At 48.1% G+C, this 24,956-nt stretch carries 20 protein-coding genes and 1 other annotated feature; of the genes, 13 read left to right on the plus strand and 7 right to left on the minus strand.

Features of this window, described 5'->3' with window-relative positions; all coding sequences use genetic code 11:
- Positions 1–8 precede the first annotated feature (8 nt).
- The 9 genes from truB (at position 9) to NFR99_RS02450 (ending at position 12,866) form a co-directional block, all read left to right on the plus strand.
- The gene (truB, locus tag NFR99_RS02410; protein ID WP_120482366.1) at positions 9–902 is read left to right on the plus strand and encodes a tRNA pseudouridine(55) synthase TruB; all 894 of its coding nucleotides are present in this window, start codon (positions 9–11) and stop codon (positions 900–902) included.
- 42 nt (positions 903–944) lie between these two features.
- Positions 945–1,838 (plus strand): riboflavin biosynthesis protein RibF, encoded by an 894-nt coding sequence (gene ribF, locus NFR99_RS02415; RefSeq protein ID WP_120482363.1) that lies wholly within the window; start codon positions 945–947, stop codon positions 1,836–1,838.
- Positions 1,831–2,274, plus strand: a complete 444-nt coding sequence (locus NFR99_RS02420; protein ID WP_120482361.1) for a DUF3592 domain-containing protein — start codon at positions 1,831–1,833, stop codon at positions 2,272–2,274. Before ribF ends, NFR99_RS02420 begins: the two co-directional genes overlap by 8 nt.
- A gap of 198 nt (positions 2,275–2,472) precedes the next feature.
- Entirely contained in the window at positions 2,473–2,739 is a 267-nt protein-coding gene (gene rpsO / locus NFR99_RS02425; protein WP_120482359.1) for a 30S ribosomal protein S15, read from the plus strand.
- A 74-nt stretch (positions 2,740–2,813) separates the two neighbouring features.
- Positions 2,814–4,898, plus strand: coding sequence for a polyribonucleotide nucleotidyltransferase (locus tag NFR99_RS02430; protein WP_251352531.1), 2,085 nt, complete (start codon positions 2,814–2,816; stop codon positions 4,896–4,898).
- 45 nt (positions 4,899–4,943) lie between these two features.
- Positions 4,944–5,185: a binding site (T-box leader), on the plus strand.
- Between the two features lie 83 nt (positions 5,186–5,268).
- A complete protein-coding gene (locus NFR99_RS02435; protein WP_120482355.1) occupies positions 5,269–6,312 on the plus strand; it encodes an ABC transporter substrate-binding protein in 1,044 nt (347 codons plus the stop codon).
- Between the two features lie 62 nt (positions 6,313–6,374).
- Positions 6,375–7,256, plus strand: a complete 882-nt coding sequence (locus tag NFR99_RS02440; RefSeq protein WP_251352533.1) for an ABC transporter permease — start codon at positions 6,375–6,377, stop codon at positions 7,254–7,256.
- On the plus strand, positions 7,249–8,022 hold the full coding sequence (locus tag NFR99_RS02445) for an ABC transporter ATP-binding protein (protein WP_120482351.1): 774 nt from the start codon (positions 7,249–7,251) through the stop codon (positions 8,020–8,022). Before NFR99_RS02440 ends, NFR99_RS02445 begins: the two co-directional genes overlap by 8 nt.
- A 206-nt stretch (positions 8,023–8,228) precedes the next feature.
- The gene (locus NFR99_RS02450) at positions 8,229–12,866 is read left to right on the plus strand and encodes a glycosyl hydrolase family 95 catalytic domain-containing protein (protein WP_251352535.1); all 4,638 of its coding nucleotides are present in this window, start codon (positions 8,229–8,231) and stop codon (positions 12,864–12,866) included.
- A gap of 102 nt (positions 12,867–12,968) precedes the next feature.
- Here the strand turns inward: NFR99_RS02450 and NFR99_RS02455 are convergent, their stop codons facing one another.
- Entirely contained in the window at positions 12,969–13,769 is an 801-nt protein-coding gene (locus NFR99_RS02455; RefSeq protein WP_120482347.1) for a histidinol-phosphatase HisJ family protein, read from the minus strand.
- A 36-nt stretch (positions 13,770–13,805) separates the two neighbouring features.
- Positions 13,806–15,215: an alanine/glycine:cation symporter family protein gene (locus NFR99_RS02460; protein ID WP_135974406.1), complete on the minus strand. Its 1,410-nt coding sequence runs from the start codon at positions 15,213–15,215 to the stop codon at positions 13,806–13,808.
- A 259-nt stretch (positions 15,216–15,474) separates the two neighbouring features.
- On the opposite strand from NFR99_RS02460, the gene NFR99_RS02465 reads away from it, so the two are divergent.
- The 4 genes from NFR99_RS02465 (at position 15,475) to NFR99_RS02480 (ending at position 20,166) form a co-directional block, all read left to right on the plus strand.
- Positions 15,475–16,428 (plus strand): LysR family transcriptional regulator, encoded by a 954-nt coding sequence (locus tag NFR99_RS02465; protein WP_120482343.1) that lies wholly within the window; start codon positions 15,475–15,477, stop codon positions 16,426–16,428.
- A 51-nt stretch (positions 16,429–16,479) separates the two neighbouring features.
- Complete coding sequence (locus tag NFR99_RS02470) at positions 16,480–18,018, plus strand: nitrite/sulfite reductase (RefSeq protein ID WP_251352537.1); 1,539 nt, start codon at positions 16,480–16,482, stop codon at positions 18,016–18,018.
- A 110-nt stretch (positions 18,019–18,128) separates the two neighbouring features.
- Positions 18,129–19,079, plus strand: coding sequence for a glycosyltransferase family 2 protein (locus NFR99_RS02475; protein ID WP_120482339.1), 951 nt, complete (start codon positions 18,129–18,131; stop codon positions 19,077–19,079).
- Positions 19,054–20,166 (plus strand): acyltransferase, encoded by a 1,113-nt coding sequence (locus tag NFR99_RS02480; RefSeq protein WP_135974402.1) that lies wholly within the window; start codon positions 19,054–19,056, stop codon positions 20,164–20,166. Before NFR99_RS02475 ends, NFR99_RS02480 begins: the two co-directional genes overlap by 26 nt.
- Before the next feature lie 78 nt (positions 20,167–20,244).
- Here NFR99_RS02480 and NFR99_RS02485 read toward each other — a convergent pair whose 3' ends face one another.
- From NFR99_RS02485 to NFR99_RS02505, 5 genes are all read right to left on the minus strand, one after another.
- Entirely contained in the window at positions 20,245–21,249 is a 1,005-nt protein-coding gene (locus NFR99_RS02485; protein WP_158604813.1) for a Cof-type HAD-IIB family hydrolase, read from the minus strand.
- Positions 21,250–21,283: 34 nt separating this feature from the next.
- A complete protein-coding gene (locus NFR99_RS02490) occupies positions 21,284–22,147 on the minus strand; it encodes a PHP domain-containing protein (protein WP_120482333.1) in 864 nt (287 codons plus the stop codon).
- 70 nt (positions 22,148–22,217) lie between these two features.
- On the minus strand, positions 22,218–23,126 hold the full coding sequence (locus tag NFR99_RS02495) for a sensor histidine kinase (RefSeq protein ID WP_251352539.1): 909 nt from the start codon (positions 23,124–23,126) through the stop codon (positions 22,218–22,220).
- 3 nt (positions 23,127–23,129) lie between these two features.
- Positions 23,130–23,960 (minus strand): ABC transporter permease, encoded by an 831-nt coding sequence (locus NFR99_RS02500; protein WP_120482329.1) that lies wholly within the window; start codon positions 23,958–23,960, stop codon positions 23,130–23,132.
- Positions 23,953–24,879 carry an ABC transporter ATP-binding protein gene (locus NFR99_RS02505; protein WP_120482327.1) on the minus strand — a complete coding sequence of 309 codons (927 nt, stop codon included), beginning with the start codon at positions 24,877–24,879 and terminating at the stop codon, positions 23,953–23,955. Before NFR99_RS02505 ends, NFR99_RS02500 begins: the two co-directional genes overlap by 8 nt.
- Between the last annotated feature and the right edge of the window lie 77 nt (positions 24,880–24,956).

A 24,956-nucleotide genomic window follows, 5' to 3' on the forward strand; every position in this document is an offset into this window, starting at 1 on the left:
AAACAGCGGTGATTCACGGAATTATTAATGTATATAAAGAGAAAGGATATACTTCGCACGACGTGGTTGCCAGGCTCCGGGGAATCCTGGGGCAGAAGCGAATTGGGCATACAGGTACGCTGGACCCTGATGCGGAAGGCGTGCTTCCAGTGTGCCTGGGAAAAGCAACCAAAGTATGTGAGCTTCTTGCGGATTGGGACAAGACTTATCGGGCTATCCTGCTTTTGGGACAGGTTACGGATACCCAGGATGTATCGGGAGAAATCCTGGAAACCAGAGAGGTTACAGCGTCTATTAAAGAAGTATATGAGGCGATTCAGTCCTTTAAGGGAGAGTATGCGCAGGTTCCGCCCATGTACTCTGCCTTGAAAGTTAACGGAAAAAAGCTGTATGAGCTGGCAAGAGAGGGAAAGACGGTAGAACGGAAGGCAAGGAACGTACAGATTCATGAAATTAAAATTCATGAAATCGTTCTTCCCAGGATTTCCATGACGGTAAACTGTTCAAAAGGGACATATATTAGGACATTATGCCATGACATTGGGCAGAAAGTGGGCTGCGGCGGCTGTATGGAACAGCTTTTGCGCACACAGGTGGGAATGTTTCGTGTTGAGGAAAGTCTCCGCCTGGACGAGATTGAAGTGCTGCATGATTTGGGGCAGCTTCAGGAACACATGGCGGCGATTGACAGCCTGTTTTCCTTATATCCGGCGGTTACCGTAAAGCAGGAGTATCAGAAACTGCTTGACAACGGTAACGAACTGTATGGCAGACAGGTAGGGAAACAGGGATTTCCCGGGCAGGACGGACCGGTAAGGATGTATGGTTCAGACGGGAATTTTCAGGCAGTTTATGAATATTTAAAGAAAGAAAACCGTTTCCGGCCGATGAAAATGTTTTAGGGGTCAAAGGTATCTGCATATCGGAAACGGCAGGAGGAATCTATGGAATACATGCGGGGACCGGGAGACTTTTATGTAGAAGAGGATACGGCAGTTACACTGGGAAAGTTTGACGGTCTTCACCGGGGGCATCAGAAACTGGTTAGCCGGATTCGAGGGGTTGGGGATAGAGGATGCAAAAGCGTGGTATTTACCCTTAACCGTATGGAGAACGAACAGCTTTTGACAGAGGAAGAGCGGAAATCTATGACAGAAAAGCTGGGAGTGGATTATCTTCTGGACTGTCCTCTGGTGCCGGAAATCAGCGGGATGGAACCGGAAGCATTTGTGGAAAAGATTCTGATAGACAAGCTTCACGCAAAATATCTGGCCGTGGGAACAGATTTCCGGTTTGGCTGCCAGCGCAGGGGTGACAGCAGTCTGTTGCGTGAATTGCAGAAAAAGTATGGATTTGTTTTGGAAGTTATACAGAAGGAGCAGTATCAGAAACGGGATATCAGCAGTACTTATATAAAGGAAGAACTGGCGGCCGGACATCTGGAAACAGTCAATACGCTGCTTGGCTATACTTTTTTTGTGTCAGGAGAGGTTCTTCATGGAGGGCCAGGAAACTACAGGTATGGGCTTCCTGCCGCAAATCTGCGCGTTTCGGCCAGGAAGCTGCTTCCGCCGAACGGGATTTATCTCACCCGTACGATTATCAGAAAGGAAGAGTTTCCGGGGGTTACAAATATTGGCATGGGTATTGAGGGAGAAAGACAGTTCAGAAGCGTAGAAACGTATCTGTTCGGTTTTGGCAGGGAGCTGCCGGGAGAACATATTGAAGTACAGTTTTTAAAATTCCTGCGTCCGGAAAAGTCGTTTGGCAGCACAGAAGAGCTGCACAGGCAGATGGACGCCGATATTTCCTTTGGGAAGGAGTATTTTGGTGAATAGTTTTTTTTGGACATTGAGTATTGTGCTGATTAGTGTGGGGGGGATTGTAGTAGCATTATCACTTATGGGGCGATCTTATGCAGACCGTGTGCAGCGTTACAGCGGGAAAGCCACCGCTACTGTTGTGGAAATTGAGGCGGACACACCGGATAAGATAGGGAGAGCAAAGGGAATTCATGATTATTATTATGCAGTTTTTGCATATTATGCGGAGGGCAGGCTGTATAAAAAGCGTTATGAAAGAGGGGGGAATCCTTGTCCGTTTTCCCTGAACCAGGCAGTAGATATCCAGTATGATATAGAAAAGCCGGAGCGCTTCCGGCTGCGGGAAAAGAAGCAGATAAACATTTTTTCACAAGGGCTGTATTACCTGGGGATGAGTATTTGTGTGGCAGGTGGATTTTTGTTTCTGCTGACTGCCATGCGGCTATTGTGACGGAACAGAAAATTTGTCTTTTGCTGCCTTTTGAAAAATTCCGTTGCCGTATTCCGTTGCCGTAATGAAATTCGCTGTTGACGGGAACAGTTTCTTGTGCTAGACTAGACAAGTATGAAAATCAGCCGGTATTCAGAGCTATGGAAACTCCGACCAGTTCTTAATACCAGGCGTTTAGAAAAGTCAGGAGGAATTATCATGATTTCAAAGGAAAAGAAAACGGCAATTATTGAAGAGTATGGAAGAACACCGGGCGATACAGGTTCACCGGAGGTTCAGATTGCTATTTTGACAGCAAGGATTCAGGAACTTACAGAGCATTTAAAGGTACATCAGAAAGATCATCATTCAAGAAGAGGTCTTTTGAAGATGGTAGGTCAGAGGCGCGGACTGCTGGCATATCTGAAGAAAACTGATCTGGAAGGTTACCGTGCTTTAATTGCAAAATTAGGAATCAGAAAATAATCTGGACAGTGAGGGGACGGGAGAAATTCCGTCCCGTTTTTGCTGTACAGGTATCCAAGCAAAAGGAGAATACTATGTACAAAAGTTTTTCTATGGAACTTGCCGGCAGAACCCTGACGGTAGATGTGGACAGGGTAGCAAAACAGGCAAACGGTGCGGTACTGATGCATTATGGAGATACTACAGTACTGTCTACGGCGACGGCTTCCGAAAAGCCGAGGGAGGGTATTGATTTCTTCCCGCTGAGCGTGGAGTACAATGAAAGGCTGTACTCAGTAGGAAAGATTCCGGGAGGATTTAATAAGCGTGAGGGAAAGGCATCGGAAAATGCAGTGTTGACCTGCCGCGTGATTGACCGCCCTATGCGTCCTCTTTTTCCGAAAGATTATAGAAATGACGTTACGCTGGAAAATCTGGTCTTGTCCGTTGACCAGGACTGCAGTCCGGAACTGACGGCAATGCTGGGTTCTGCAATTGCGGCGACGATTTCCGATATCCCATTTGACGGTCCGTGCGCAACCACGCAGGTGGGTATGGTGGACGGAGAATTTGTGTTTAATCCGACGGCAGCGCAGAAAGAGGTTTCCGACCTGCACCTTACCGTGGCATCCACCAGGGATAAGGTTATCATGATTGAGGCGGGAGCGAACGAAGTTCCCGAAGCGAAAATGATTGATGCGATTTTTGCCGCCCATGCGATAAACCAGGACATTATCAAATTTATTGATACTATCGTAGCTGAGTGCGGGAAAGAAAAGCACAGCTATACCAGCTTTGCGGTACCTGAGGAACTTTTTGCAGCTATCAGGGAACTTGTGCCGGCAGAGGAGATGGAAAAAGCCGTATTCACGGATGACAAGCAAATGAGGGAAGAAAATATCCGCACCATTACGGACAAGCTGGAAGAGGCATTTTCAGAGAAAGAAGAATGGCTGTCTTTCTTAGGTGAGGCTGTATACCAATACCAGAAAAAGACAGTCCGTAAGATGATTTTGAAAGACCATAAGCGTCCGGACGGCCGTGAGATTACGCAGATCCGTCCGCTGGCGGCGGAGGTAGATTTGATTCCGAGAGTACATGGTTCTGCGATGTTCACCCGCGGACAGACACAGATTTGTACAATTACTACATTAGCGCCGCTTTCCGAAGCACAGAGGCTGGATGGGCTGGATGAGGCGGAAACCAGCAAGCGCTATATGCACCACTACAATTTCCCGAGCTATTCCGTAGGTGAGACGAGACCTTCCAGAGGACCGGGAAGGCGTGAAATCGGACATGGCGCGCTGGCAGAAAGGGCGTTGCTGCCGGTGCTTCCCGGTGAAGAGGAGTTCCCGTATGCTATCCGTACAGTATCTGAGACTTTTGAGTCCAATGGTTCTACTTCACAGGCAAGTGTCTGCGCCTCCACAATGTCGTTGATGGCGGCAGGTGTGCCGATTAAGCGTCCGGTAGCCGGGATTTCCTGCGGTCTGGTGACCGGGGAAACGGATGACGACTATCTTGTACTCACAGATATTCAGGGACTTGAGGATTTCTTCGGGGACATGGACTTTAAGGTAGCGGGCACGGATAATGGCATCACAGCGATCCAGATGGATATTAAGATTCACGGTCTGACCAGGGCGATTATCGAAGAGGCGATTGCCCGGACGAAAGAGGCGCGTACCTTTATCCTTCATGGAGTAATGGAAGCGGCGATTGCCAGTCCGAGAGCGGAAGTAGGCCCGTATGCGCCGAAGATTATCCAGATTCAGATTGATCCGCAGAAGATAGGCGATGTGGTAGGGCAGAGAGGAAAGACAATCAATGCCATCATTGAGCAGACTGGGGTGAAGATTGATATTACTGACGATGGAGCGGTGTCTATCTGCGGAACCGAACGGGCAGCTATGGATAAGGCCATAGAATTGATACGCATTATCACTACAGACTTCGAGGCGGGACAGATTTTTGTAGGCAAGGTAGTGAGCATCAAAGAGTTCGGGGCATTCCTGGAGTTCGCGCCGGGCAAGGAAGGTATGGTGCATATCTCTAAGATTTCCAAGCAGAGAATTAACCGTGTAGAGGATGAGCTGACCCTGGGAGACATGGTAAAGGTTGTGTGCCTTGGCAAAGACAAGATGGGAAGAATCAGCTTCAGTATAAAAGATGTGAAATAAGGTATTGACAATTCACGAAAAAAGGTTTAGAATGAATAGCAACATGTGAAACCGATGAGAAAGAGTAGTAAGCAGAGGGTGAAGTCACAGAGAGCTGTCGTTGGTGAGAGACAGTACGGAGCAGTTTGCTGAATGGACTTTCGAGGGCAGTCTGAAATCTGAAGAAAGTAGGCGCTGTCGGGAACCGAACCCGTTATCAATCAGGAGCGTATGTTAGTACGTGCAGAGTGGACGTTACGTCAAATTGAGTGGTACCGCGGAAATGTATAGTCATAGCCGTCTCAAGCAAAGATGCTTGAGACGGCTTGTTTAATTTTACGCAGCATCCGAAAAAATGGAGGGCTGAGAAAAAGTTTAGGAGGATTTGATTATGAAGAAAAAAGTATTGGCAGCAGTATTGGCAGCGACAATGACAGCAGCATTTCTGGCAGGCTGCGGCAGCAAGCCGGCAGAAACGAACAGTACGGAAACGGCGGGAACAGATACAGCGTCAGGAGATGCGTATACGATTGGTATTTCGCAGTTTGCAGAGCACGGTTCCCTGGATAACTGCAAAGAGGGATTTCTGCAGGGGCTGGCGGAGGCCGGCATCAAGGAGGGAGAAAACCTGACAGTAATTTACGAGAATGCCCAGGCAGATACGGGAACGGCGGCAACGATTTCTGACAGCTTCGTGTCGAAGAAAGTGGATATGATTTGCGCAATTGCAACACCCAGTGCTATGAGCGCATACAATAGCTGCCTGGATACGGAAATTCCGGTGATTTATACGGCGGTTTCCGACCCTGCAGGAGCAGGGCTGGCAGAAGAGGACGGAAAAAGTGTGGGAAATATTACGGGAACGGCAGATTCCCTTCCGGTTAAAGAACAGCTTGAGATGATTCGGGCAATGATGCCGGAGGCGAAGAAGATAGGTATTCTGTATACCACCAGCGAGGCAAATTCCATCAGTACGATTGAGACATATAAGGCGTTAGCAGGGGATTTTGGATTTGAAATCGTAGATACGGGAATCAATACCATTGCTGATGTGGAGATGGCGGCAAAGGATATGGCAGCGAAGGTGGACTGTATGACAAACCTGACAGATAATACGGTAGTATCCGCGCTCCAGACAGTTTTGGCAGCGGCAAATGCCCAGGGGATTCCGGTGTTTGGTTCGGAAATTGAACAGGTGAAGAACGGATGCCTGGCGTCTATGGGAATTGATTACATTGCGCTGGGGAAACAGACAGGGGCGATGGCGGCAAAGGTTCTGAAAGGAGAAGCTGCGGCAGCGGATTTACAGGTTGAGACATGCGAGGGGGCAAACTTGTACGTGAATACTGCAGTGGCTGAGAACCTTGAATTTCCACTGGATGAAGAATATATTTCGGGCGCTGTGGAGACATTTAAAGAGATTACAGTAGAATAAAGGCAATCGCCTTGCCTGAAGTGTTACGAATAAGGCTGTATAGCGGTGAGTTGGAGGGAACTATGGTTTTATTTATAAGCGTACTGGAACAGGGTATGATTTATGCCATTATGGCGCTTGGCGTATATATTACTTATAAGATATTGGATTTCCCGGACTTGACAGTGGACGGCAGTTTCCCTATGGGAGCTGCCATCACAGCAGTCATGATTAGCCGGGGTATTAATCCGCTGCTGACGCTGCCTGTGTGCTTTCTGGCAGGGGCGGCAGTGGGAATGTTGACCGGGCTGATTCATGTGAAGCTGAAAGTGCGGGATTTGCTGTCGGGAATTATCATGATGACGGCGCTTTATACGGTGAATCTGCGCATTGCAGGACGGGCGAACCTGCCGATTTATAACAAGACGACAATATTTGATAATGATATTGTAAATGGGATGCCGGGCGGCATCGCAGATTACAGGGCGATCTTGATTATTTTTGCCATTACCCTGGTCAGTAAGTATCTGCTGGACTGGTATCTGGGCACGAAATCAGGAATGCTGCTGCGGGCAGTAGGGGATAATGACAGGATTATCACTTCTCTGAGCGTTGACAAAGGACTGGTGAAAATCGTAGGGCTGGCGATTGCAAATGGGCTGGTGGCGCTCAGCGGATGTATTTTTGCGCAGCAGCAGAGGTACTTTGATGTTTCTATGGGAACAGGAACCGTGGTCATCGGACTGGCAAGCGTCATCATCGGCACCAGTCTGTTTAAGAAAATTACGGTTCTGAGGGTGACTTCCAGTGTGGTTATTGGCTCCGTCCTCTACAAAGGATGCGTGGCGCTGGCAATCAGCCTGGGGTTCGAGTCCACAGATTTGAAGATGATTACGGCGGTGCTGTTCCTGGCTATTCTGGTGCTTGGAATGGAGCGGAAAAGGAGGGTGAAGGTCGATGCTTGAGCTGAAACATATCCATAAATACTATAATCCGGGAACCGTAAATGAGATGTGTCTGTTCCGTGACTTTAATTTCCGGGTGGAGGACGGGGAGTTTGTATCCGTGGTAGGAAGCAATGGTTCTGGAAAAACCTCTATGCTGAATATCATCTGCGGCAGTATAGCGGCAGATTCCGGGCAGATTTTGATGAATGGCAGGGATATCACGAACCTGAGCGAGTACCGGAGGCTTTCAAAAATCGGGCGTGTGTTCCAGAATCCGTCTATGGGAACCTGCCCGTCTATGACGATTATGGAAAATCTGTCTCTGGCAGAAAATAAGGGAAAGTCCTACAATCTAGGGCGGTGTGTGAACAAAAAGCGGAGAGAAACGTACCAAGATATGCTCCGTCCCCTGAATCTGGGACTGGAGGATAAGCTGGATGTGAAGGTCGGGGCGCTCTCCGGCGGGCAGCGCCAGGCGATGGCGCTCCTGATGTCCACGATGACGCCCATAGAGTTCCTGATTCTTGACGAGCATACGGCGGCGCTGGATCCTAAAACGGCAGAAATTAATATGCAGCTTACGGAACAGATCGTCAGGCAGAAAAAACTGACGTCTATTATGGTGACACACAATCTTCGCTATGCGCTGGAATACGGAAACCGTATCATTATGATGCATCAGGGAAAAATTATATTAGATAAAAAAGGAAAAGAAAAGGAGGATCTGCACGTAGACGAGGTGCTTGGACTGTTTAATGAAATTAGTATAGAATGTGGAAATTGAAGGATGCTCCTGCCTGTTATCCGGCAAATTTATGTCAGATAGCGGCAGGATATTTTTTAGAGATTTTTCTTTTTGTTTTTTTGTTGAAAAATAACTCTATATATGGTTTAATATAAGTAATATTGCATAAACGAGGGAAAGGAGAAGGTCTTTGAGGCGGCAGGCAGTTACAGACGGCTATTGATGAAGAAACAGGAGGAAAGGAATTGAAAAAGAAATTTTTATCAGTATTATTATCGGTTTCTATGCTGATGACCATGGGAGGTGTGTCTGCATTGGCGGCGACAGGGATAGCTGCAAAAGAAGAAACGACAGCAGAAACAGCAGCAGAAAAAAACCTGCTGAGAATGTGGTATGATGAGCCGGCAAGCGCAAGCGGGCTGACGGGAAATGATCTTTGGGAGCAGATGACTCTTCCAATCGGCAACAGTTTCATGGGCGCTAATGTGTATGGTGAGATTGTCAATGAGCGGCTGACCTTTAACCAGAAAACGCTGTGGAATGGCGGACCAAGTACACGAAGACCAGATTATAAGGGCGGAAATATTGAGGTATCAAACGGTGCGCAAATGTCTGAAAAGTACCAGGAGGTCGTAGAAGCTTTTAAGAATAACGCCTCAAATGCTACCGATCTCTGCAGTGCGCTGGTAGGAAAAGGAATGGATGACGGATATGGCTCTTACCAGTCATGGGGAGATATTTACCTCACGTTTAACGGGTTGACAGAGAGCGATTATACCGATTACAGCCGTGATCTTGATTTTCAGACCGGGGCTGCCCATGTAGATTTTACGCAGAGCGGGACGGATTATCACAGAGAATATTTCATGAGCTATCCGGATAATGTGCTGGCTATGAAGCTGACGGCAAAAGGAAACAATAAGCTGAACTTGAATGTGAAATTTCCGGTAGACAATGATGAAAACGACGTAGTGAACCGTAACCTGGGCAAAAATGCCGAGTATACAGTAGATGCCAGCGCAGGTACGATTATTATGAAGGGAAGTTTACAGGATAACCAGATGAAGATGAGTTCCGTACTTCAGGTTGTGACGGGGGGGACGAAAACGGCGGGCGCTGATGGGCAGTCCCTGGATATCTCCGATACGGACGAGGTTGTGATTTTCGTTTCTGCGGGAACAGATTACAAAAATACTTTTTATAATGAAGACGAATCAGTAAACTACTATTACCGCACAGGCGAGACGGATGAGCAAGTAGCAGCCCGTGTGAAAGCTCTGGTAGATACAGCGAAAGAGAAAGGCTACGAGGAAGTAAAGAATTCTCACCTGGCAGACTATCAGGAACTTTTTGAAAGGGTTGACTTGGATTTGGGGCAGACTGCGCAGGCGGCGGAAAAAACTACGGATGATCTTCTGGCTGCATATAAGAATGCTACAGCTACAGCAGCAGAGAAAAGACTTTTGGAGGTTACTTTGTATCAGTATGGACGTTATCTGACGATTGCATCCTCTAGAGAAGGCGACCTGCCTTCCAATCTGCAGGGTGTATGGCAGAACCGTGTGGGTAACGGATCACAAGTTGCATGGGGATCTGATTATCATGCAAATGTCAATCTGCAGATGAATTACTGGCCTACTTATGCAGCGAACCTGACAGAGTGCGCAACACCGTTGATAGATTTTATTAATTCACTCCGTGAGCCAGGAAAGGTGACGGCACAAACTTATTTTGGAACAGAAGCCGGATTTAGTGCGCATACACAGATTAATCCTTTGGGCTGGACTTGTCCGGGCTGGAGTTTTGACTGGGGCTGGTCACCAGCAGCTATACCGTGGATTCTGCAGAACTGTTGGGAGTACTATGAGTATACTGGGGATTTGGAGTATATGAGAGAACACCTTTATCCGATGATGAAAGAAGAGGCGTTGCTGTATGATCAGATTCTGGTAGACAGCGGTGTAGAGATCACTCTGGAGGATGGCACCAAGTCTACCCGTCTGGCAACAGCTCCGGCTTACTCACCGGAACATGGTGCGAGGACGCTGGGAAATACTTATGAAGGTACGCTGGTATGGCAGCTTTATGAAGATACGATTAAGGCAGCGGAGCTTTTAGGTGTAGATGAAGATAAGGTTGCCGAGTGGAAAGCGACGCAGAGCCGTCTGGCGCCGATTGAAATCGGAAAGAGCGGTCAGATTAAAGAGTGGTATACAGAGGAAGAGTTTAATAAGGACGCAAATGGAAACAATATCGGAGAGGGCTACGGGCACAGGCATATCTCTCATATGCTGGGCTTGTATCCGGGCGATTTGATTACAGAGGAGCATCCGGAATGGATGGCAGCAGCCAAGGTTTCTATGGAGAACAGAACAGATGATAGTACCGGCTGGGGTATGGCACAGCGTATCTGTACCTGGGCACGTCTTGGCGATGGAAACCATGCGTACAAAGTCATTGGAAATCTGCTTGGTTCCAAAATTTATAAAAATCTATGGGATACGCATCCACCTTTCCAGATTGATGGAAACTTTGGCTATACTGCGGGTGTCAACGAGCTTCTGATACAGAGTAACATGGATTATATTAATCTGCTTCCGGCGCTTCCGGATGCCTGGGAAACCGGACATGTATACGGTCTGTTAGCAAGAGGAAACTTTGAAGTTGATGTGGAATGGAAAAATGGATGTATAGCTGAAGCTGTCATTACATCAAATAACGGCGGTGAAGCAGTTATTCAGTGTGACAATATTTTCCTTGCAGAAGTAGTAGATGAAGATGGAAACGAAGTAACTGTGACAAACATGGCAGACAACCGCATAGCATTCGATACAATAGAAGGTATGAGCTATACGATTTCCAAGATTCCCGAAACAGAAGAGCTAGAGATGCCGACAGCATTACACACTATACGTAATGGAAATCAGATAACATTGTCCTGGAATCCAGTGGATGCAAACGTAACCTATACGGTTTACCGAAAAATTGGCGATGGCGAGCTGATGGAAGCAGCATCAGGACTTTCAGAAGCACAGTATGTGGATAATCAGGCATATGGAATCATGGGAGAAATCACTTATCAGGTTATTGCGGTGTCAGGCAGTGGTACAGAGTCACAGCCAGCTCAGGTAACACAAAGATTTGGAGATAAAGTATTGGACGACAGAGATGCCAGGATTCAGTACACAGGCAACTGGGGTTCATGGTATAGTGAGGATGAAGCAAATTATCATTATACAACGAGACATATAAATAATCCACAAGGCGGTGAAACTGTTTACCTTGAATTTTGCGGGACGAAGATTGAAGTAATAGCTCCAACGAATCGTGACAGAGGTTACCTGGATATTTCGATTGATGGACATGCTTCCGAAAGAGTAAATTGCTATACTTCAGGAGTAAACAGGCAGTCTACAATATTTTCCAAAGAAGGTCTTGCAGATGGTTCTCATACGATTCTGATAACTGTACCGAATGAGAAAGATTCCGCAAGCAGTGGGACAAAAGTAGAAATTGATGCATTCAAGATTTATGCACCGGCGGCAGAAGTACCAGAGCTTCCGGCAGGCGAGAAAAGCCAGGTGCTGGTATCCGAGAGCAATCGTGTCATGATACAGTGGGACGAAGTACAAAATGCAGAGTCTTATAAGGTTTATGTGGATGGCGAGGAAGTAGCGACATCGACAGAACCGTATGCATGGATTGAAAATCTGGAACCGGAACAAGATTACACATTTACTGTCAAGGCTGTAGTGAATGGCTCAGAATCATCAAGTGCAACAGAAGTGCAGGCATCGACTGCAGAAAAAGCTGATAATGACCCGGGAGCTGCACCAGACAAAGTAACAGGGCTGACAGCAGTCAAAAGCGACAGTGAAACAAAGGCAAAATTGGTTTGGAAAGCGTCGAAAGATGCAGAAAAGTATATGGTTTACATTGACGGAGAGTATGTAGGAGAGACTGTTGATACGGCATATGTCCTTAGCGGGCTGGATGCTTCCAGAACCTACAAAGCGATGGTATTTGCGGTGAGTGCGAAAAACAGGAAATCCGACAGAGCGGCTATTAGTTTCAAGACGACAGAACTTCAGGAGGAGTCCTTGCATATCAGCAGTGTTGCAGCGTTCTCTGCTATCACCGTAAAGAATGGCACAGCTTTCGAGCAGCTTACATTGCCGAAGAGCGTACAGGTTACTCTGAATTCAGGGGAGACCCAGGAACTGGAAGTAACGTGGCAGAAAGGCAATTATAATGGAACAGTGGCAGGAACGTATACACTGTATGGAGATATCAAGCTTTCTAAGAATATCCTGAATCCGGATAATAAGAAGGCATCCATTGCGGTAACAGTAGAGAAAGGGCAGACAGGAACGAATCCGGGGCCTAATCCTACGCCGAATCCAGGACCAGGTCCTGTACCAGATCCGGGAGTGAAACCAGAGCCAAAGAAGGGTGATGTAGTAGATTCTCCGGATGGATCACGCTACAAAGTGCTCGATGTGAAGAACAAAACGGCAATGCTTGTATCTGTAAAGAACAAGAAAAAAGCAACGATGAATGTTCCGGCAACGGTTATGCTGAATGGTTATAAACATAAGGTTGTTCAGATTGGCGACAAAGTGATGAAGAGGAATTCCAAATTGAAAAAGGTAGTTCTTGGAAAATATGTCACCACAATTGGAAAACGGGCGTTCATGAACTGTAAGAACCTGAAGAGCGTTCAGTTAAAGGGAAAAGTATTAAAGACAATCAAGAGCGGCGCATTTAAGAAGACTTCAGCAAAGCTGGTTGTAAGTGCGAAGAAGATGAGTAAAAAGCAAAAAGTGAAACTGCTGAAGAAGCTGAAAAAAGCGGGTGCAGGAAAGAAAACAAAAGTGAAATAGGTAAGAAACAGAGAATCCCCACAGGAAGCTGTGGGGATTCTTTCTATAAATTTTTCTAAAATCGGTGTGAAATTTATTTGATATGAAGATGAAGGGGAGAGGTCACAATTTTCGGAATTCCGGTTTACGTTTCCGAAAGACAGTGTAGTAACGAAATCCGCAGCCCAGCAGGATATCCTTTACTTTGCCAAAATCATAAGCGAGATGTTCCGGGGCATGGCCGTCGCTGCCTACGGTGATAATTTCGCCGCCCAGTTCCCGGTAACGCCGCAGCACATCCGGGTGGGGATTTGGCGCACCCAGTCCGTATTTGTAGCCTGCTGTGTTCAGTTCCAGTCCGACGCCGTGTGCGATGATGTTTTTCAAGACTTCGTCCAGAATTTCTTTGTATTTTTCATAGGAGTAGAAACGGTTTTTGTTAGGGCCGTAACGCACCACATAATCAATGTGTCCGTAGACGTCAATATCAGAGAATGCATTCAGGTTTTCAATAATAGTCTCAAAGTATTCCAGGTAGCAGTCCTCTTCCTTACGCCCTTCGTAGAAAGCAGGATAGTAAGGGTCAGCGCCATGCACCAGATGAGAAGAGCCGATGACAAAATCAAAATCCCACTGGCTGATATAATCGTTCAGACGCCGGGTAAGGTGAGGCTGCAGTCCAAGCTCAATACCAAAAAGAAGCTCTATCCGGGAACCGTATAGATCACGGCAGCGGCGCAGGCAGTCAAGGTAAGCGGGCGTGTCTACTATAAAATCCGGTTCGCCGGGTACATAGTCATAGTCTAAATGTTCTGTAAAACACATCGCTGTAAGCCCCAGGCGAATACCTGCTTCTATCATGGATTCCATAGAAGCTTCTGAATCTGAAGAAAAAGACGAATGGATATGGAAATCAGTATTCAAAAAATCCCTCCTTTAAAACCGTATTTTGCATGTGGATTAATCATGTTTTGATGTAACTTTCTTACGTCCGGCCTGGTATTCCCGAAGCAGGCGCAGCGCTTCTTTTGACAAAGGGAAGAGTGCAATCATATTGAAGATTGTCATAAGCCCAATTCCGATATCGCCCAAATCCCATACAAAGGTGTAAGCAGCCAGCCCTCCGATAAAGAGCATTACCAGAGCCAGGACTTTATAAAGGGTCTGAGATGTCCAGTTATCTCCAAACAAGTAGGCGACATTGGAGCGGGCATAGAACAGGATGCCCAGGAAGGTGGAGAAACTGAACAGCCACAGTACGATAGCTGTAAAAATCACACCGAAGTCTCCCATGTGATGACGCATGGCTGTCTGGAGCAAATCCATTCCCTCCAGTCCCTGGATAGACTCTGCCGGGGCAAGGAGCATCAGCATGGCGGTACAGCTGCAGATAACAATGGTATCAATAAATACGCCCAGAGCCTGCAAAAGACCTACCTTTACCGGATGATCCATCTCTGCGGCCGCGGCAGCGCAAGGAGCGGAGCCGGAGCCTGCCTCATTAGAGAATAAACCTCTCTTTGCGCCGTTCATAAGCACGGCGCCGAAGCCGCCCGCGACAACCTGGCGGAGCCCGAATGCTTCGGAGAAAATTCTGCTAAATACATCCGGCAGAAGATGCATGTTCTTTATGATGATAAATAGCGTAAGCAGGAAATATGCCCCTGCCATAACCGGGACGACGATATCAAGAACTTTTACAGTGGCATTTTTCCGCAGCACGACGACTGCCGCTATCAGTACCAGAATTGCAGTAGTCCAGAACGGCGGGATATGGAAGGCGTGGTCAAAGGCAGAGGAAACGGAATTGCCGATAACCTGGCTGATGCCGCACCAGCAGATAAGCCCGGATATGGCAAACAATGCGGCAATTATCGAACGGCGCCGTCTGCCATCTTTCTTTACAAACAGATGATGGATGTAATATGCGGGGCCTCCCCGGTAGCCGCCGTACAGGGGATCTGGTTCTTTGTGGAGCTGTGCCAGGGTTGCTTCTATAAAAGCAGTAGAAGAACCGAGCAGCGCCAGTACCCACATCCAGAAAACTGCCCCTGCGCCTCCGGCTGAGATGGCAGCCACTACGCCTACCAGATTTCCCATGCCCACCCGTGTGGCAGTGGATACAATCAGGGACTGCAGGCCGGACAGCGCGCCCTTTTTTGAAGAAGTTTTTTTCTCTGTTATCAGCCGAAGCATTTCCGGGAACATCCGAATGGGAAGAAGCCGGGTCTTGATGGTGAAATAGATACCTGAAGGCACAAGAATAAGAATCAATAAGGAAAGCCCTACAGAGCTTCCGCCGGGAAGGGGAATCGTTATCAAATCGCCCCACAGCAGCTGATAAACTGCCTGAATAAAGTCTACTATCATGTTTTTCCTCTTTCTGACGCATATGCTGCATCATCTTGGTGATTTAGAAGTTTACTTTCAAACGTTCTTTTTTTCATGCGTGTTCTGCATCAGTTTTGTACAGTTGGAAGTTCGCTTCTTTTGTTGTATTTTTCTACTGTTCAGTATATAATGAATAGCAGAATCTGTCTAATTGATGAAATTGATATTTAGGATTAAGAATTTCGATAATAGATGTACTTAGAGTGCATGGTGACTTTTTATATGGGGGAGCGGAAGCGTGGATATTAAAAATCTGGCTACTTTTATACAGGCGGCGGAGATGAATAGCTTCACAAAGGCGGCACAGAAACTGGGCTATTCCCAGTCGACGGTCTCTTTTCAGATTAAACAGCTGGAGGAAGAGCTGAATGTCCGGCTGTTTGAGCGTATCAGCCATACGGTAGCGTTGACAGAGGAGGGGCATGAGCTGCTGAGATACGCCCATCAGATTACCCGGCTGACACAGGAACTGAAGGATCATATGAGGGAGGAGAAAGATGTTCGGGGGCATGTGCGCCTGGCTATGGCGGATTCTCTGTGTACATCTATGGTATCTTCAGGTTTTCGGGATTTTCGGGAACAGTATCCCGGAATCTCTTTGAAAATCATTACGGCAGAGACGGAAGAGATGTTCCGCCTGCTGAACCATAATGAGGTGGACGCGATTCTGACTCTGGACAGCCATATTTACGATGCGGAATATGTGATTGTGAAGGAAGAGAAGGTATGTACGCATTTTACGGCAAAAGCGGGAACGCCCGTCAGCCGGAAAAAAGGGCTGCGTATTCAGGAGCTTATACAGGAGCCGTTTCTTCTGACAGAAAAAAATATGAGTTACCGCCGTCTGATGGATGAGAAGCTTGCAGGGATGTCTCTGGAAATACAGCCGATTTTAGAGACAGGGAGCGCAGAGCTCATCAGCAGGCTTGTGGAGACGGGGGAGGGGGTTTCTTTTCTGCCTGATTATGTGACAGCCCAAAAAGCAGCGGAAGGAAAGCTGGTATATCTGGATGTGCCCGGATTTGAGGTTGAAGTTTGGAAACAGCTATTGTATCATAGGGATAAATGGATTTCCCGGCAGCTGGGTTCTGTTTTAGAATATTTTTCGGAAAAAGGCTTTGGGGAAGAAGCTTTGATGTATAGTTCCGGAAAGGATGCAGCAAAATGTAGTGAGGAGTTTGTAACTGTTTGAGCAAAAACGGGTTGTTTCGGGAATGTATAATAGAAAATGGAGGAAAAACGGATGGAAAATCTATTGCAGGAGTTCCGGGGGGAGCTTGCCGGATTCCAGGAGATGACAGAGAAATTTTATGCAGGGGAAGTGAGCACGAAAGAATATAAAGGGTTTTCCGGAGGATTCGGAAGCTATGCGCAAAAAGGCGGCAGGGCGAGCATGCTTCGTCTGCGTCTGCCGGGTGGGCGTGTGACAAAGGAGAAACTGAGATTTATCGCAGACGCCATAGAGGAATACGGGATTGACAAAGTACATTTTACCACCTGCCAGACGGTGCAGTTCCACAATTTGTCAGCAAAAGCCACATGCGAACTTATAGAAAAGGCATTGGATGCAGGTATTGTTACCAGAGGGGGCGGCGGGGATTTTCCGCGGAATGTGATGGCGTCTCCGCTTTCCGGGGCAGAGCAGGGCGAGTATTTTGATGTGCTGCCGATGGCGGAAGCTGTGTCGGACTATCTCCTGGGTATGATAAAAGCAGTGAAAATGCCCAGAAAGCTGAAAGTCTGCTTTTCGAATTCGCCGGCAAATGAAACACATGCCACATTCCGCGATTTGGGATTTGCGGCACAGGCGGACGGAACGTTTACGGTGTACAGCGCCGGAGGACTGGGGAAAAATCCCCGCATGGGCGTGAAGATTGCGGAACATGTAGAACCGTCGGACGTGTTGTACTATGTAAAAGCAATGGTTGATACGTTTGTAGCATATGGTGATTATGAAAACCGGGGCAGAGCCAGGACGCGCTATATGCAGGACAAGCTGGGGGCAGAGGGTTACCGGGCGGCGTTTCTGGAAAAGCTGGCGCAGGTGAAAGCGGAAGAGAACTTAAAAATCAATACAGAACCTGAAACTTTGAAAAAAACGGAGGACGGTACGGAAGCGTCCGGGAAGCGCATTATTCCCCAGAAACAGGAAGGATTGTATGCAGTGGCATGGCATCCGCTGGGCGGGGTCCCAGCTGTCACGAAGTTTGGAGAGCTGTATGGACTGTTGAAAGATATGAAGGACGCGGAGCTGCGCATTGGGCCGGATGAGACGGTTTATGTGGTAAATCTGAACGGCAGTGAAGCCGTGAAAGTAGAAGCAGCGACAGAGGACGGCGCGCAGAACCTGTTTGAGACTTCGGTATCGTGCATTGGGAGCAGTATCTGCCAGATTGGTCTAAGAGATTCCCAGGGAGCGCTGGCGGCAGTAATAGAGGAAGTGAGAAAGCACGGCTTTGCGGATGGCGTGCTGCCGCGTATCCACATTTCCGGCTGTTCTTCTTCATGCGGGACGCATCAGATCGGGACGCTGGGCTTTCATGGCGGCGTAAAACGGGTGGACGGCGTGGTAGAACCGGCATTTACTTTCCATGTAAATGGCTCTGATTCGGAAGGAGAGGAGCGGTTTGGAGAGGAGTGGGGCATGATGCTGCAGAAGGATATGCCTGCATTTTTCGTAGAGATGGGAAAGGCAGTGGAGGCGGAAGACATGACTTTTGACGAGTGGTTTTCCGCTTATCCGGAAAGGCTGAGAGAGCTTGCCGGGAAGTATTTATATTAGGAGCCAGTACACAGAAAATAGTTTGAAGCTTGATAACAGTTCAGGCAGGCCAGCGCATTTTATGTGCTGGCTGTGTGAATGGCGTACTGGGGAGAGGATGTGTTTTAGGCATGTTATCAGTAGTTTTACCTGCTTACAATGAGGAAAAAATGCTTGCTAAGGCGGCAGGAACCATCAGCTCGGTTCTGGAGGAAGCGGCGATTCCTTATGAGCTGGTATTTGTGAATGATGGTTCCAGGGATGGCACCTGGGCGGAAATTGAGAAGGCGGCAGCAGGAAATCCCCATATTGCAGGGATTCATTTTTCGAGGAATTTTGGAAAGGAAGCGGCAATCTTTGCGGGGCTGGCAAATGCGTCCGGGGACTGCTGTGCCGTGATGGACTGTGACCTGCAGCATCCGCCGGAAGCTCTGGTGGAGATGTACAGGCTGTGGGAACAGGGATATGAAGTAATCGAGGGCGTAAAGCGCAGCAGGGGACGGGAGAGCGTCATGCACCGGGCCAGCGCAGGGCTGTTTTACCGGATGATTTCCAAGGCGGTGGGGATTGACATGTCCCGCGCCTCGGATTTTAAACTGATGGACAGGAAAGCGGTGGACGCGCTGCTGGCGCTGCCGGAAAAGAATGCGTTTTTCCGGGCACTGTCCTCCTGGATTGGCTATAAGACGGCGTCTGTGGAGTTTGATGTGCAGGAGAGGGAGGCTGGGGAGTCTAAGTGGTCTACCTGGTCTTTGGTGAAATATGCGGTTACGAATATCGTGGCGTTTTCTTCCGTTCCTATGCAGCTTGTGACGGTGGCTGGTTTTTTTGTGTTTCTTTTTGCAATGATTATGGGAGTCCAGACGCTGGCGAAGTTCTTTATGGGACATGCGGTGGAAGGGTTTACCACGGTAATTCTGTTGATTTTGATAATCGGAAGCGTGATAATGATTAGCCTGGGAATTATCGGCTATTACATATCGAAGATTTATGAGGAAGTCAAAGGGAGGCCGAGATATTTGATTTCCAAGCGGATTTCCGCAGAAAGGCGCACAGATGAGGGAGAGAAAAGGCTGGATTGACTATGCGCGGGTATGCGCAGTGTTCTGTGTCGTGCTCTGCCATGCCACAGAGAGCTTCTACGGCGCGGTTGTCCGCGGGGAAGCTAGAATTGACACAGGGCTTTGGATGTTGGAAAATACTTTATTTACGGTGGGGAGGCTGGGGGTTCCGTTGTTTCTGGCGATTACAGGAGCGCTTTTGCTCGGCAGGGAGCTGGAACCTGGAAAATTCTACCGGAAGTCGCTGTTTCCGCTGGTGGGTACTACAGAAATTTGGATCGTGCTGAATTATGTGTTTGTGTGTGTGTTTCAGGATGTGGAGTTTTCGCTGGCAGACCTGGTCTGTGAAATGCTGTTCCTGCGGACTCTGGAGCTGTCACATATGTGGTATATGCCGATGATTATCGGGTTATACCTGGCGCTGCCTTTCTTGTCTATGGCAGTCCGGGGAGCAAAAGGGCCAGGCGCTTTCCGGTTGCCTTATCTGGCAGGGGTCGCCGCGTTTCTGGTCATTCCTACGGTAAATGTATTTCTGGCGGAAGCAGTTCCGGGCGGGACGCCGCTGAAATTGAAGCTGGATTTTGATTTGCTGGGAGGTGTTTATGTGCTGTACCTGCTCGGTGGATATTTTATTGCCCAGGGAGTTCTGGAAAAGATCAAAGGGAAATACCTTCTGTTGGCAGGGGGAGGCTGTTTCCTTCTGAATACGGCGGCGCAGTATTATCTGTATGCGAATGAATTTTATAAATCCAACCGTCTGCTGTGGTACAGCAGCGCGTGCATCTTCGTTATGGGATTGTCGCTGTTTGAAGGGATACGCCGCATGGCTGGTATGCCGGGCAGACGGGCTGTACGGCTGATAGAGGATGCGGCCAGGTGCAGTTTTGGAATTTATCTGCTGCATAAGCCAATCCTCGTTCTGACGCTGAAGTGCCTTCCAGTGGAAAACTGGGGGGAGCCTGCCGGAATTTTTGTACTGCTGGCGGCGGGTCTGGGAATCAGTTTGTTGTTCCTGCTGCCTTTTGTCCGCAGATGGAAGAGAGCGGGGCGCGTGTTGTTTTTGATAAAGTCGAAGACCCCGCTGCAAGCAACGGGGCATCAAACTTGAAACGCCCCTCGCAGCAGTCGCCAAATGCCCGTAAGCAGTCACTTGGTTCGTTGCTCGCGGGAATAGGCGGTTGTATAGCTAATCTCCAAGCATAAATTTTCCGATAATCTCAGAAACGCCGTCCTCATTGTTGGTGCGTTTGGTTATGTAGTCCGCGGCTTCTTTGACGGCGGGTTCGGCGTTTGCCATTGCCGCGCCTATGGCGGCGGCCTGAATCATGGAAATATCGTTTTCGGCATCTCCGGCGGCAATCGTGTTTTCCATCGAGATATCCAGGTGCTCACACAGGATGCGGACAGCATTTCCTTTGGAAATGCCGGGGGCGACGTGTTCCAAATAGGAGGGGCTTGAGAATACCCGATCCATTTTTCCATGACACCAGTTTTCAGTGGCAGTGCGGAAACGCACCAGCTTTTCGTGGTCATGGATGTCTATGACAATCATTTTTACAGGTTCCTTTTCGAGCGCCGCGATAACATCAGGAACGATGCGGCTGTGGGTACGTGTTGTTTCCATATAGAACTGAAGCGCGTCCGTATCGGCTTCTGTAAGGATTTCCGTGTCGCTGTAGGTCTGGCAGTGCAGCCCCATTTCCCTGGCGGCATCGAAGATATGCCGAATGTAAGGAAGGGGAAGCGTTTTTTTGTAAAGACTCTCTTTTTTTGAGGTATCATAGATTTCACCGCCATTGTAAGCGATGATATAGCATCCCTTACCCGTCAGCCCTAAATCTTCTGCCTGTGCCAGAGCGCTGAACAGGGGGCGCCCGGTGGTGATTACAATCTGATGTCCTGCGCGCAGCGCCTGTTTGATAGCTTTTCGATTTCCGGGCGTGAATTGTTTTTCGTCATTAAGAAGCGTGCCGTCTAAATCCAGGAAAATGATTTTCCGGTTCTTTTCCTTTTCCAGCAGAGTCTCCAGCGCTTCGTCGCTCTCGGAAACCCAGACATCCTCTTCTTCAGGAGTCAGTCCCAGATATTCTCTGAGGGTGCAGTCTGCACCGCCGTAATTCCATTCGTCTGTGTAATCGAAAATAGCGTCAAAAGGCAGTTCACCTTTCATGTATTGTTCTCTGAATGTCATAAGTTCCTCCATTTATTATGATTTTTGTAACAGTTCAGCCTTTGGCTTCCTGTTCCCGGCAGCAAGCCATGCGAAGTTCTTCCAGGAATGTATAAGGCACTTTCAGGTTCCCTTTTCCAACGCCCAAATCAATGTTTGGTTTCGTGCTGCCGTGGAAATCAGAGCCGCCGGAAAGACAAAGCCCATGCCTCTCTGCCAGCATGCGCACATGCGCTTCATCCTCTGCCGAGTAAGTGGAGTAGAGAGCTTCAATACCGATCAGTCCTTCTTTCTTCAGACCGGTAATCAGTTCGTCCATAGAAGCTTCGTCCAAATGATACAGCATAGGATGCGCCAGGATAGGGATTCCACCGGCGAGCCGGATTAAGCGGACTGCCTGAGCGGGGGTCACCTTTTCACGGGGGATGAAACAGCAGGCGTCGTCTCCCAGGTAGCGGGAAAAGGCTTCGGAAATCTCTTTCACATAGCCGTGCTCCAGCAGGAATTTCCCAAAATGCGCCCGTGTCCAGACAGCGTCCGGATATTCCGTTTCCATAGCTTCCCAGGTAATATCAATGCCTTCTTTGCGCAGCAATTGTATCATTTTCTCATTGCGGATGTCCCGGGAATTCTGGAAACGCGTAAGCTGTCGGCAGAATTCCGGCAGTTTGTAATCGAAGTCCAGGCCGACAATATGGACGTCCTTTCCATGAAATTCCGTAGAAAACTCAATACCGGAGATGACCTCAAGGCCAGTCCCGTTGGCGGCAGAAAATAATTCTTCGAGCCCGTCAATGGTGTCGTGGTCTGTCAGGGCGATTGCCGCCAGTTTCTTTTTTAATGCGTATGCAGCCAACTCTGCGGGGCTTAGCGTGCCGTCAGAGCAGTTGGAGTGTACGTGTAAATCAATAACGTTCATCTTTGCCTCTTCTTTCTGGATATTTTCTTTTAGTATACCCAAATGGAGGGATAGTTTCAATAAAAAAATATTAGTCATTGGGTGAAGTGACCGGAAAGCGGATTACGATACAAAAGATATCTTCTGTAAGGTCTGCCTTGATTTCTCCCGCCATCCGCAGCGCCAGTTCTTTTGCGATGGCAAGCCCAAGCCCGGTGGAAGTCCTGCTGCGTGCTTCGTCGGCTTTGTAGAAACGTTCGAAAATCATTGTTACGTCAATCTGCTCCGGGTGCGTCACTTGATTGCTGACAGCAAGAAGGATTTGTTTTCCCTCTGAGTAGAGAGCGATTTTTATTTTTTTCTCCCCGTGTTCTACAGCATTTTTCAGTATATTCTGGATGATGCGGCGGAGCGCGGGGGGATTTCCAAGAAGATACAGGCGTTCTTCGGCAATCAGGATTTCCGGTTTTATCCCAAGCTTTGTCCAATCCTCATAGTAAGAAAATACGGTTTCCTTCAAAATCTGGGTGATACAGCAGCGGGTCAGTTCCAGCGGGCAGGTTTCATTTTTCAGTTTTGTGAATGTGAATAATTCTTCCAGCATTTCTTTCAGGCTTTCGATGCGTTCCCGAATGACTGTCAGGTATCTCTGTCTGTCATCTGCGCTGCCGCACTCCTCCAGAAGCTGGAAGTATCCGTCCAGAGAAGTCAGCGGGGTACGGATATCATGGGAAAGATTCGTATAAGTATCGGAAATGATTTTTTCTTTTTTGCGGTATTGCGCATGCTCCCGGCGTTTGGAAGCCAGGTATTCATTCAGGAGATCTGCCAGTTTCCCGATACTTCCGAAATCTATGTCGCGGGTTATGGGCATATTGCTGTCGTGCTTCAGCAGAAACGCAAGCTGGCGGCAGATGTCTTTCACCTGCCGCTGGTATTTCCATAGAAGGAATGTCTGTATGAAAATGATAAGAAGTAAAAATCCGATTATAATATACATGGTTTAACAGTCCTTTTTTGCAAAAACAGTACTTCCGATGAATGACATGGCCAGAAGGAACGCCACAGAAATCACGGCAGGCGTCAAGATATCGCCGGAGGAAGGCTCCAAGGGCACCATAGCGATTTGCCCTGTTACTGTGTATTTCATGATCTGAAAATCCTGAACGCCCAGTTTGTGCATCAGGTTATCAATCAGGCCATAAATTAGCGCCGAAATCCCGCCGCACAGACAGATAACGATAATCATACTGAAAACGTTATTTCTCAGCACTACCGCGATTGCCATACAGATGAGCGTAAGCGCGTAGTGGAGCAGAATCTGGATACCGAGATACCATAGCAGCGCGGAGATATTTCCCCAGACAAGATATCCGAAGCATATCCGGCAGAAGAGCGCCTGAAGCAGTACGTAGCCAATCATGGTAAGGGCAGTAAATACAAGCATTGCGGCGGTTTTTGATAAGAACAAAGCCCCGCGGTTTGGCACCTGTCCGCCGATGTTTTTGACGTATCCGCTGTTTATATCGGCAGTGGCAAAGAGGACTGCGAAGATGACAAGGAACAGGGCGGTAAACTTTGCGGTGGTATTTGCGTAGACTTCATCCAGCACGGTAATCTGTTCTCCGGGGAGGGTGGGAAGACTCACGCTCATACCGAGGTTTACATTTTCCTCTGTTTCCTGCTGTATGTATTCCTGCGGCTCCGGCATCTCCTGAGCCATAAGGCTTAAAGCAGTAGTAAGCAGCATGGTAAGAGCCATGACAATCCAGATGACATACAGGGCTTTCGTCCGGAACATCCGGTATAAATCCATTCGAACCATATTAAACATGTGTAGCGCCTCCCGTCAGATTCAGAAAATAAGTTTCCAGTTCTTCGTTTCTCAAAGAAATCTCCCTTACGGAAATCCCTGATGTTACAAGCTCTGTATTCAGGCCGGCGCTCTCGTTCAGCCGTTCGAATACATGGATATGCTCTTTGTCTACAATCTGATAATTTACAAAGCCCATCCTGTCCAAAACAGGAACCGCCTGTTCCGGGCAGGAGAGTGTCAGTTCGATTCGTTCGCTGCACCGTTTCATCAGTTCTTTTCGTGTCAGCTCCTGGATGAGACAGCCGTTATGGATGATGCCGTAGTCGGTGGCAATTTTGGACAGCTCTTCCAGGATATGGCTGGATATCAGGATAGTCATATTCCGTTCATCTCTCAGACGGTGGAGCGTATCGCGTATTTCGGCGATTCCCTGAGGGTCCAGGCCGTTAATCGGCTCATCCAGCACCAGCAGGTCAGGTTCGTTTATCAGAGCGAGTCCGATTCCCAGCCGTTGTTTCATACCGAGGGAAAAATGTTTTGTCTTTTTCTTTCCAGTGTCTGCAAGTCCTACGGTATGCAGGATTTCCTCAATGTAGCCTGGCTTTTTTATACCGAACAGCTTACACTTTATTTGCATATTTTCGTATGCAGTCATGCTTCCATAAAGCCCTGGAGCTTCAATCAGGCATCCGACTCTGGAGCGGATATTTTTTAAATCCTTTCCGGTATAGCCGAACATTTCGATTTCCCCGTCCGTCGGGCTTGCGAGGCCGCTGATCATCCGCAGGCAGGTGGTTTTCCCGGCGCCGTTTCTTCCGATAAAGCCATAAATCGCGCCTTTTTTGATATGGATGTCCACCCCATCCACAGCCCTGTGACGCCCGAACTGCTTGGTGAGGTTTGAGGTGCTTAGTAAAAATTCGCTCAATGTTTTCATCTCCTAGTATAATAATGGTGTAGTCAAGAATGACTACTGGTTAATAGTTACAAAGTCCAATCTAATAAATCTATATA

The organism is Hominisplanchenecus murintestinalis (genome assembly GCF_943193015.1).
GTDB classification, from domain to species: Bacteria; Bacillota; Clostridia; order Lachnospirales; family Lachnospiraceae; genus Hominisplanchenecus_A; species Hominisplanchenecus_A murintestinalis.

Excerpts from the sequence above, each read along its gene's own strand:
- NFR99_RS02475 (WP_120482339.1), top strand. The coding sequence starts at position 18,129 with ATGTTATCAGTAGTTTTACCTGCTTACAATGAGGAAAAAATGCTTGCT.
- NFR99_RS02480 (WP_135974402.1), top strand. The coding sequence starts at position 19,054 with ATGAGGGAGAGAAAAGGCTGGATTGACTATGCGCGGGTATGCGCAGTG.
- NFR99_RS02440 (WP_251352533.1), top strand. The coding sequence starts at position 6,375 with ATGGTTTTATTTATAAGCGTACTGGAACAGGGTATGATTTATGCCATT.
- NFR99_RS02460 (WP_135974406.1), bottom strand. The coding sequence starts at position 15,215 with ATGATAGTAGACTTTATTCAGGCAGTTTATCAGCTGCTGTGGGGCGAT.
- ribF (WP_120482363.1), top strand. The coding sequence starts at position 945 with ATGGAATACATGCGGGGACCGGGAGACTTTTATGTAGAAGAGGATACG.
- NFR99_RS02485 (WP_158604813.1), bottom strand. The coding sequence starts at position 21,249 with ATGACATTCAGAGAACAATACATGAAAGGTGAACTGCCTTTTGACGCT.
- NFR99_RS02470 (WP_251352537.1), top strand. The coding sequence starts at position 16,480 with ATGGAAAATCTATTGCAGGAGTTCCGGGGGGAGCTTGCCGGATTCCAG.
- NFR99_RS02505 (WP_120482327.1), bottom strand. The coding sequence starts at position 24,879 with ATGAAAACATTGAGCGAATTTTTACTAAGCACCTCAAACCTCACCAAG.
- NFR99_RS02435 (WP_120482355.1), top strand. The coding sequence starts at position 5,269 with ATGAAGAAAAAAGTATTGGCAGCAGTATTGGCAGCGACAATGACAGCA.
- NFR99_RS02430 (WP_251352531.1), top strand. The coding sequence starts at position 2,814 with ATGTACAAAAGTTTTTCTATGGAACTTGCCGGCAGAACCCTGACGGTA.
- NFR99_RS02445 (WP_120482351.1), top strand. The coding sequence starts at position 7,249 with ATGCTTGAGCTGAAACATATCCATAAATACTATAATCCGGGAACCGTA.
- NFR99_RS02495 (WP_251352539.1), bottom strand. The coding sequence starts at position 23,126 with ATGTATATTATAATCGGATTTTTACTTCTTATCATTTTCATACAGACA.
- NFR99_RS02490 (WP_120482333.1), bottom strand. The coding sequence starts at position 22,147 with ATGAACGTTATTGATTTACACGTACACTCCAACTGCTCTGACGGCACG.
- rpsO (WP_120482359.1), top strand. The coding sequence starts at position 2,473 with ATGATTTCAAAGGAAAAGAAAACGGCAATTATTGAAGAGTATGGAAGA.
- NFR99_RS02500 (WP_120482329.1), bottom strand. The coding sequence starts at position 23,960 with ATGTTTAATATGGTTCGAATGGATTTATACCGGATGTTCCGGACGAAA.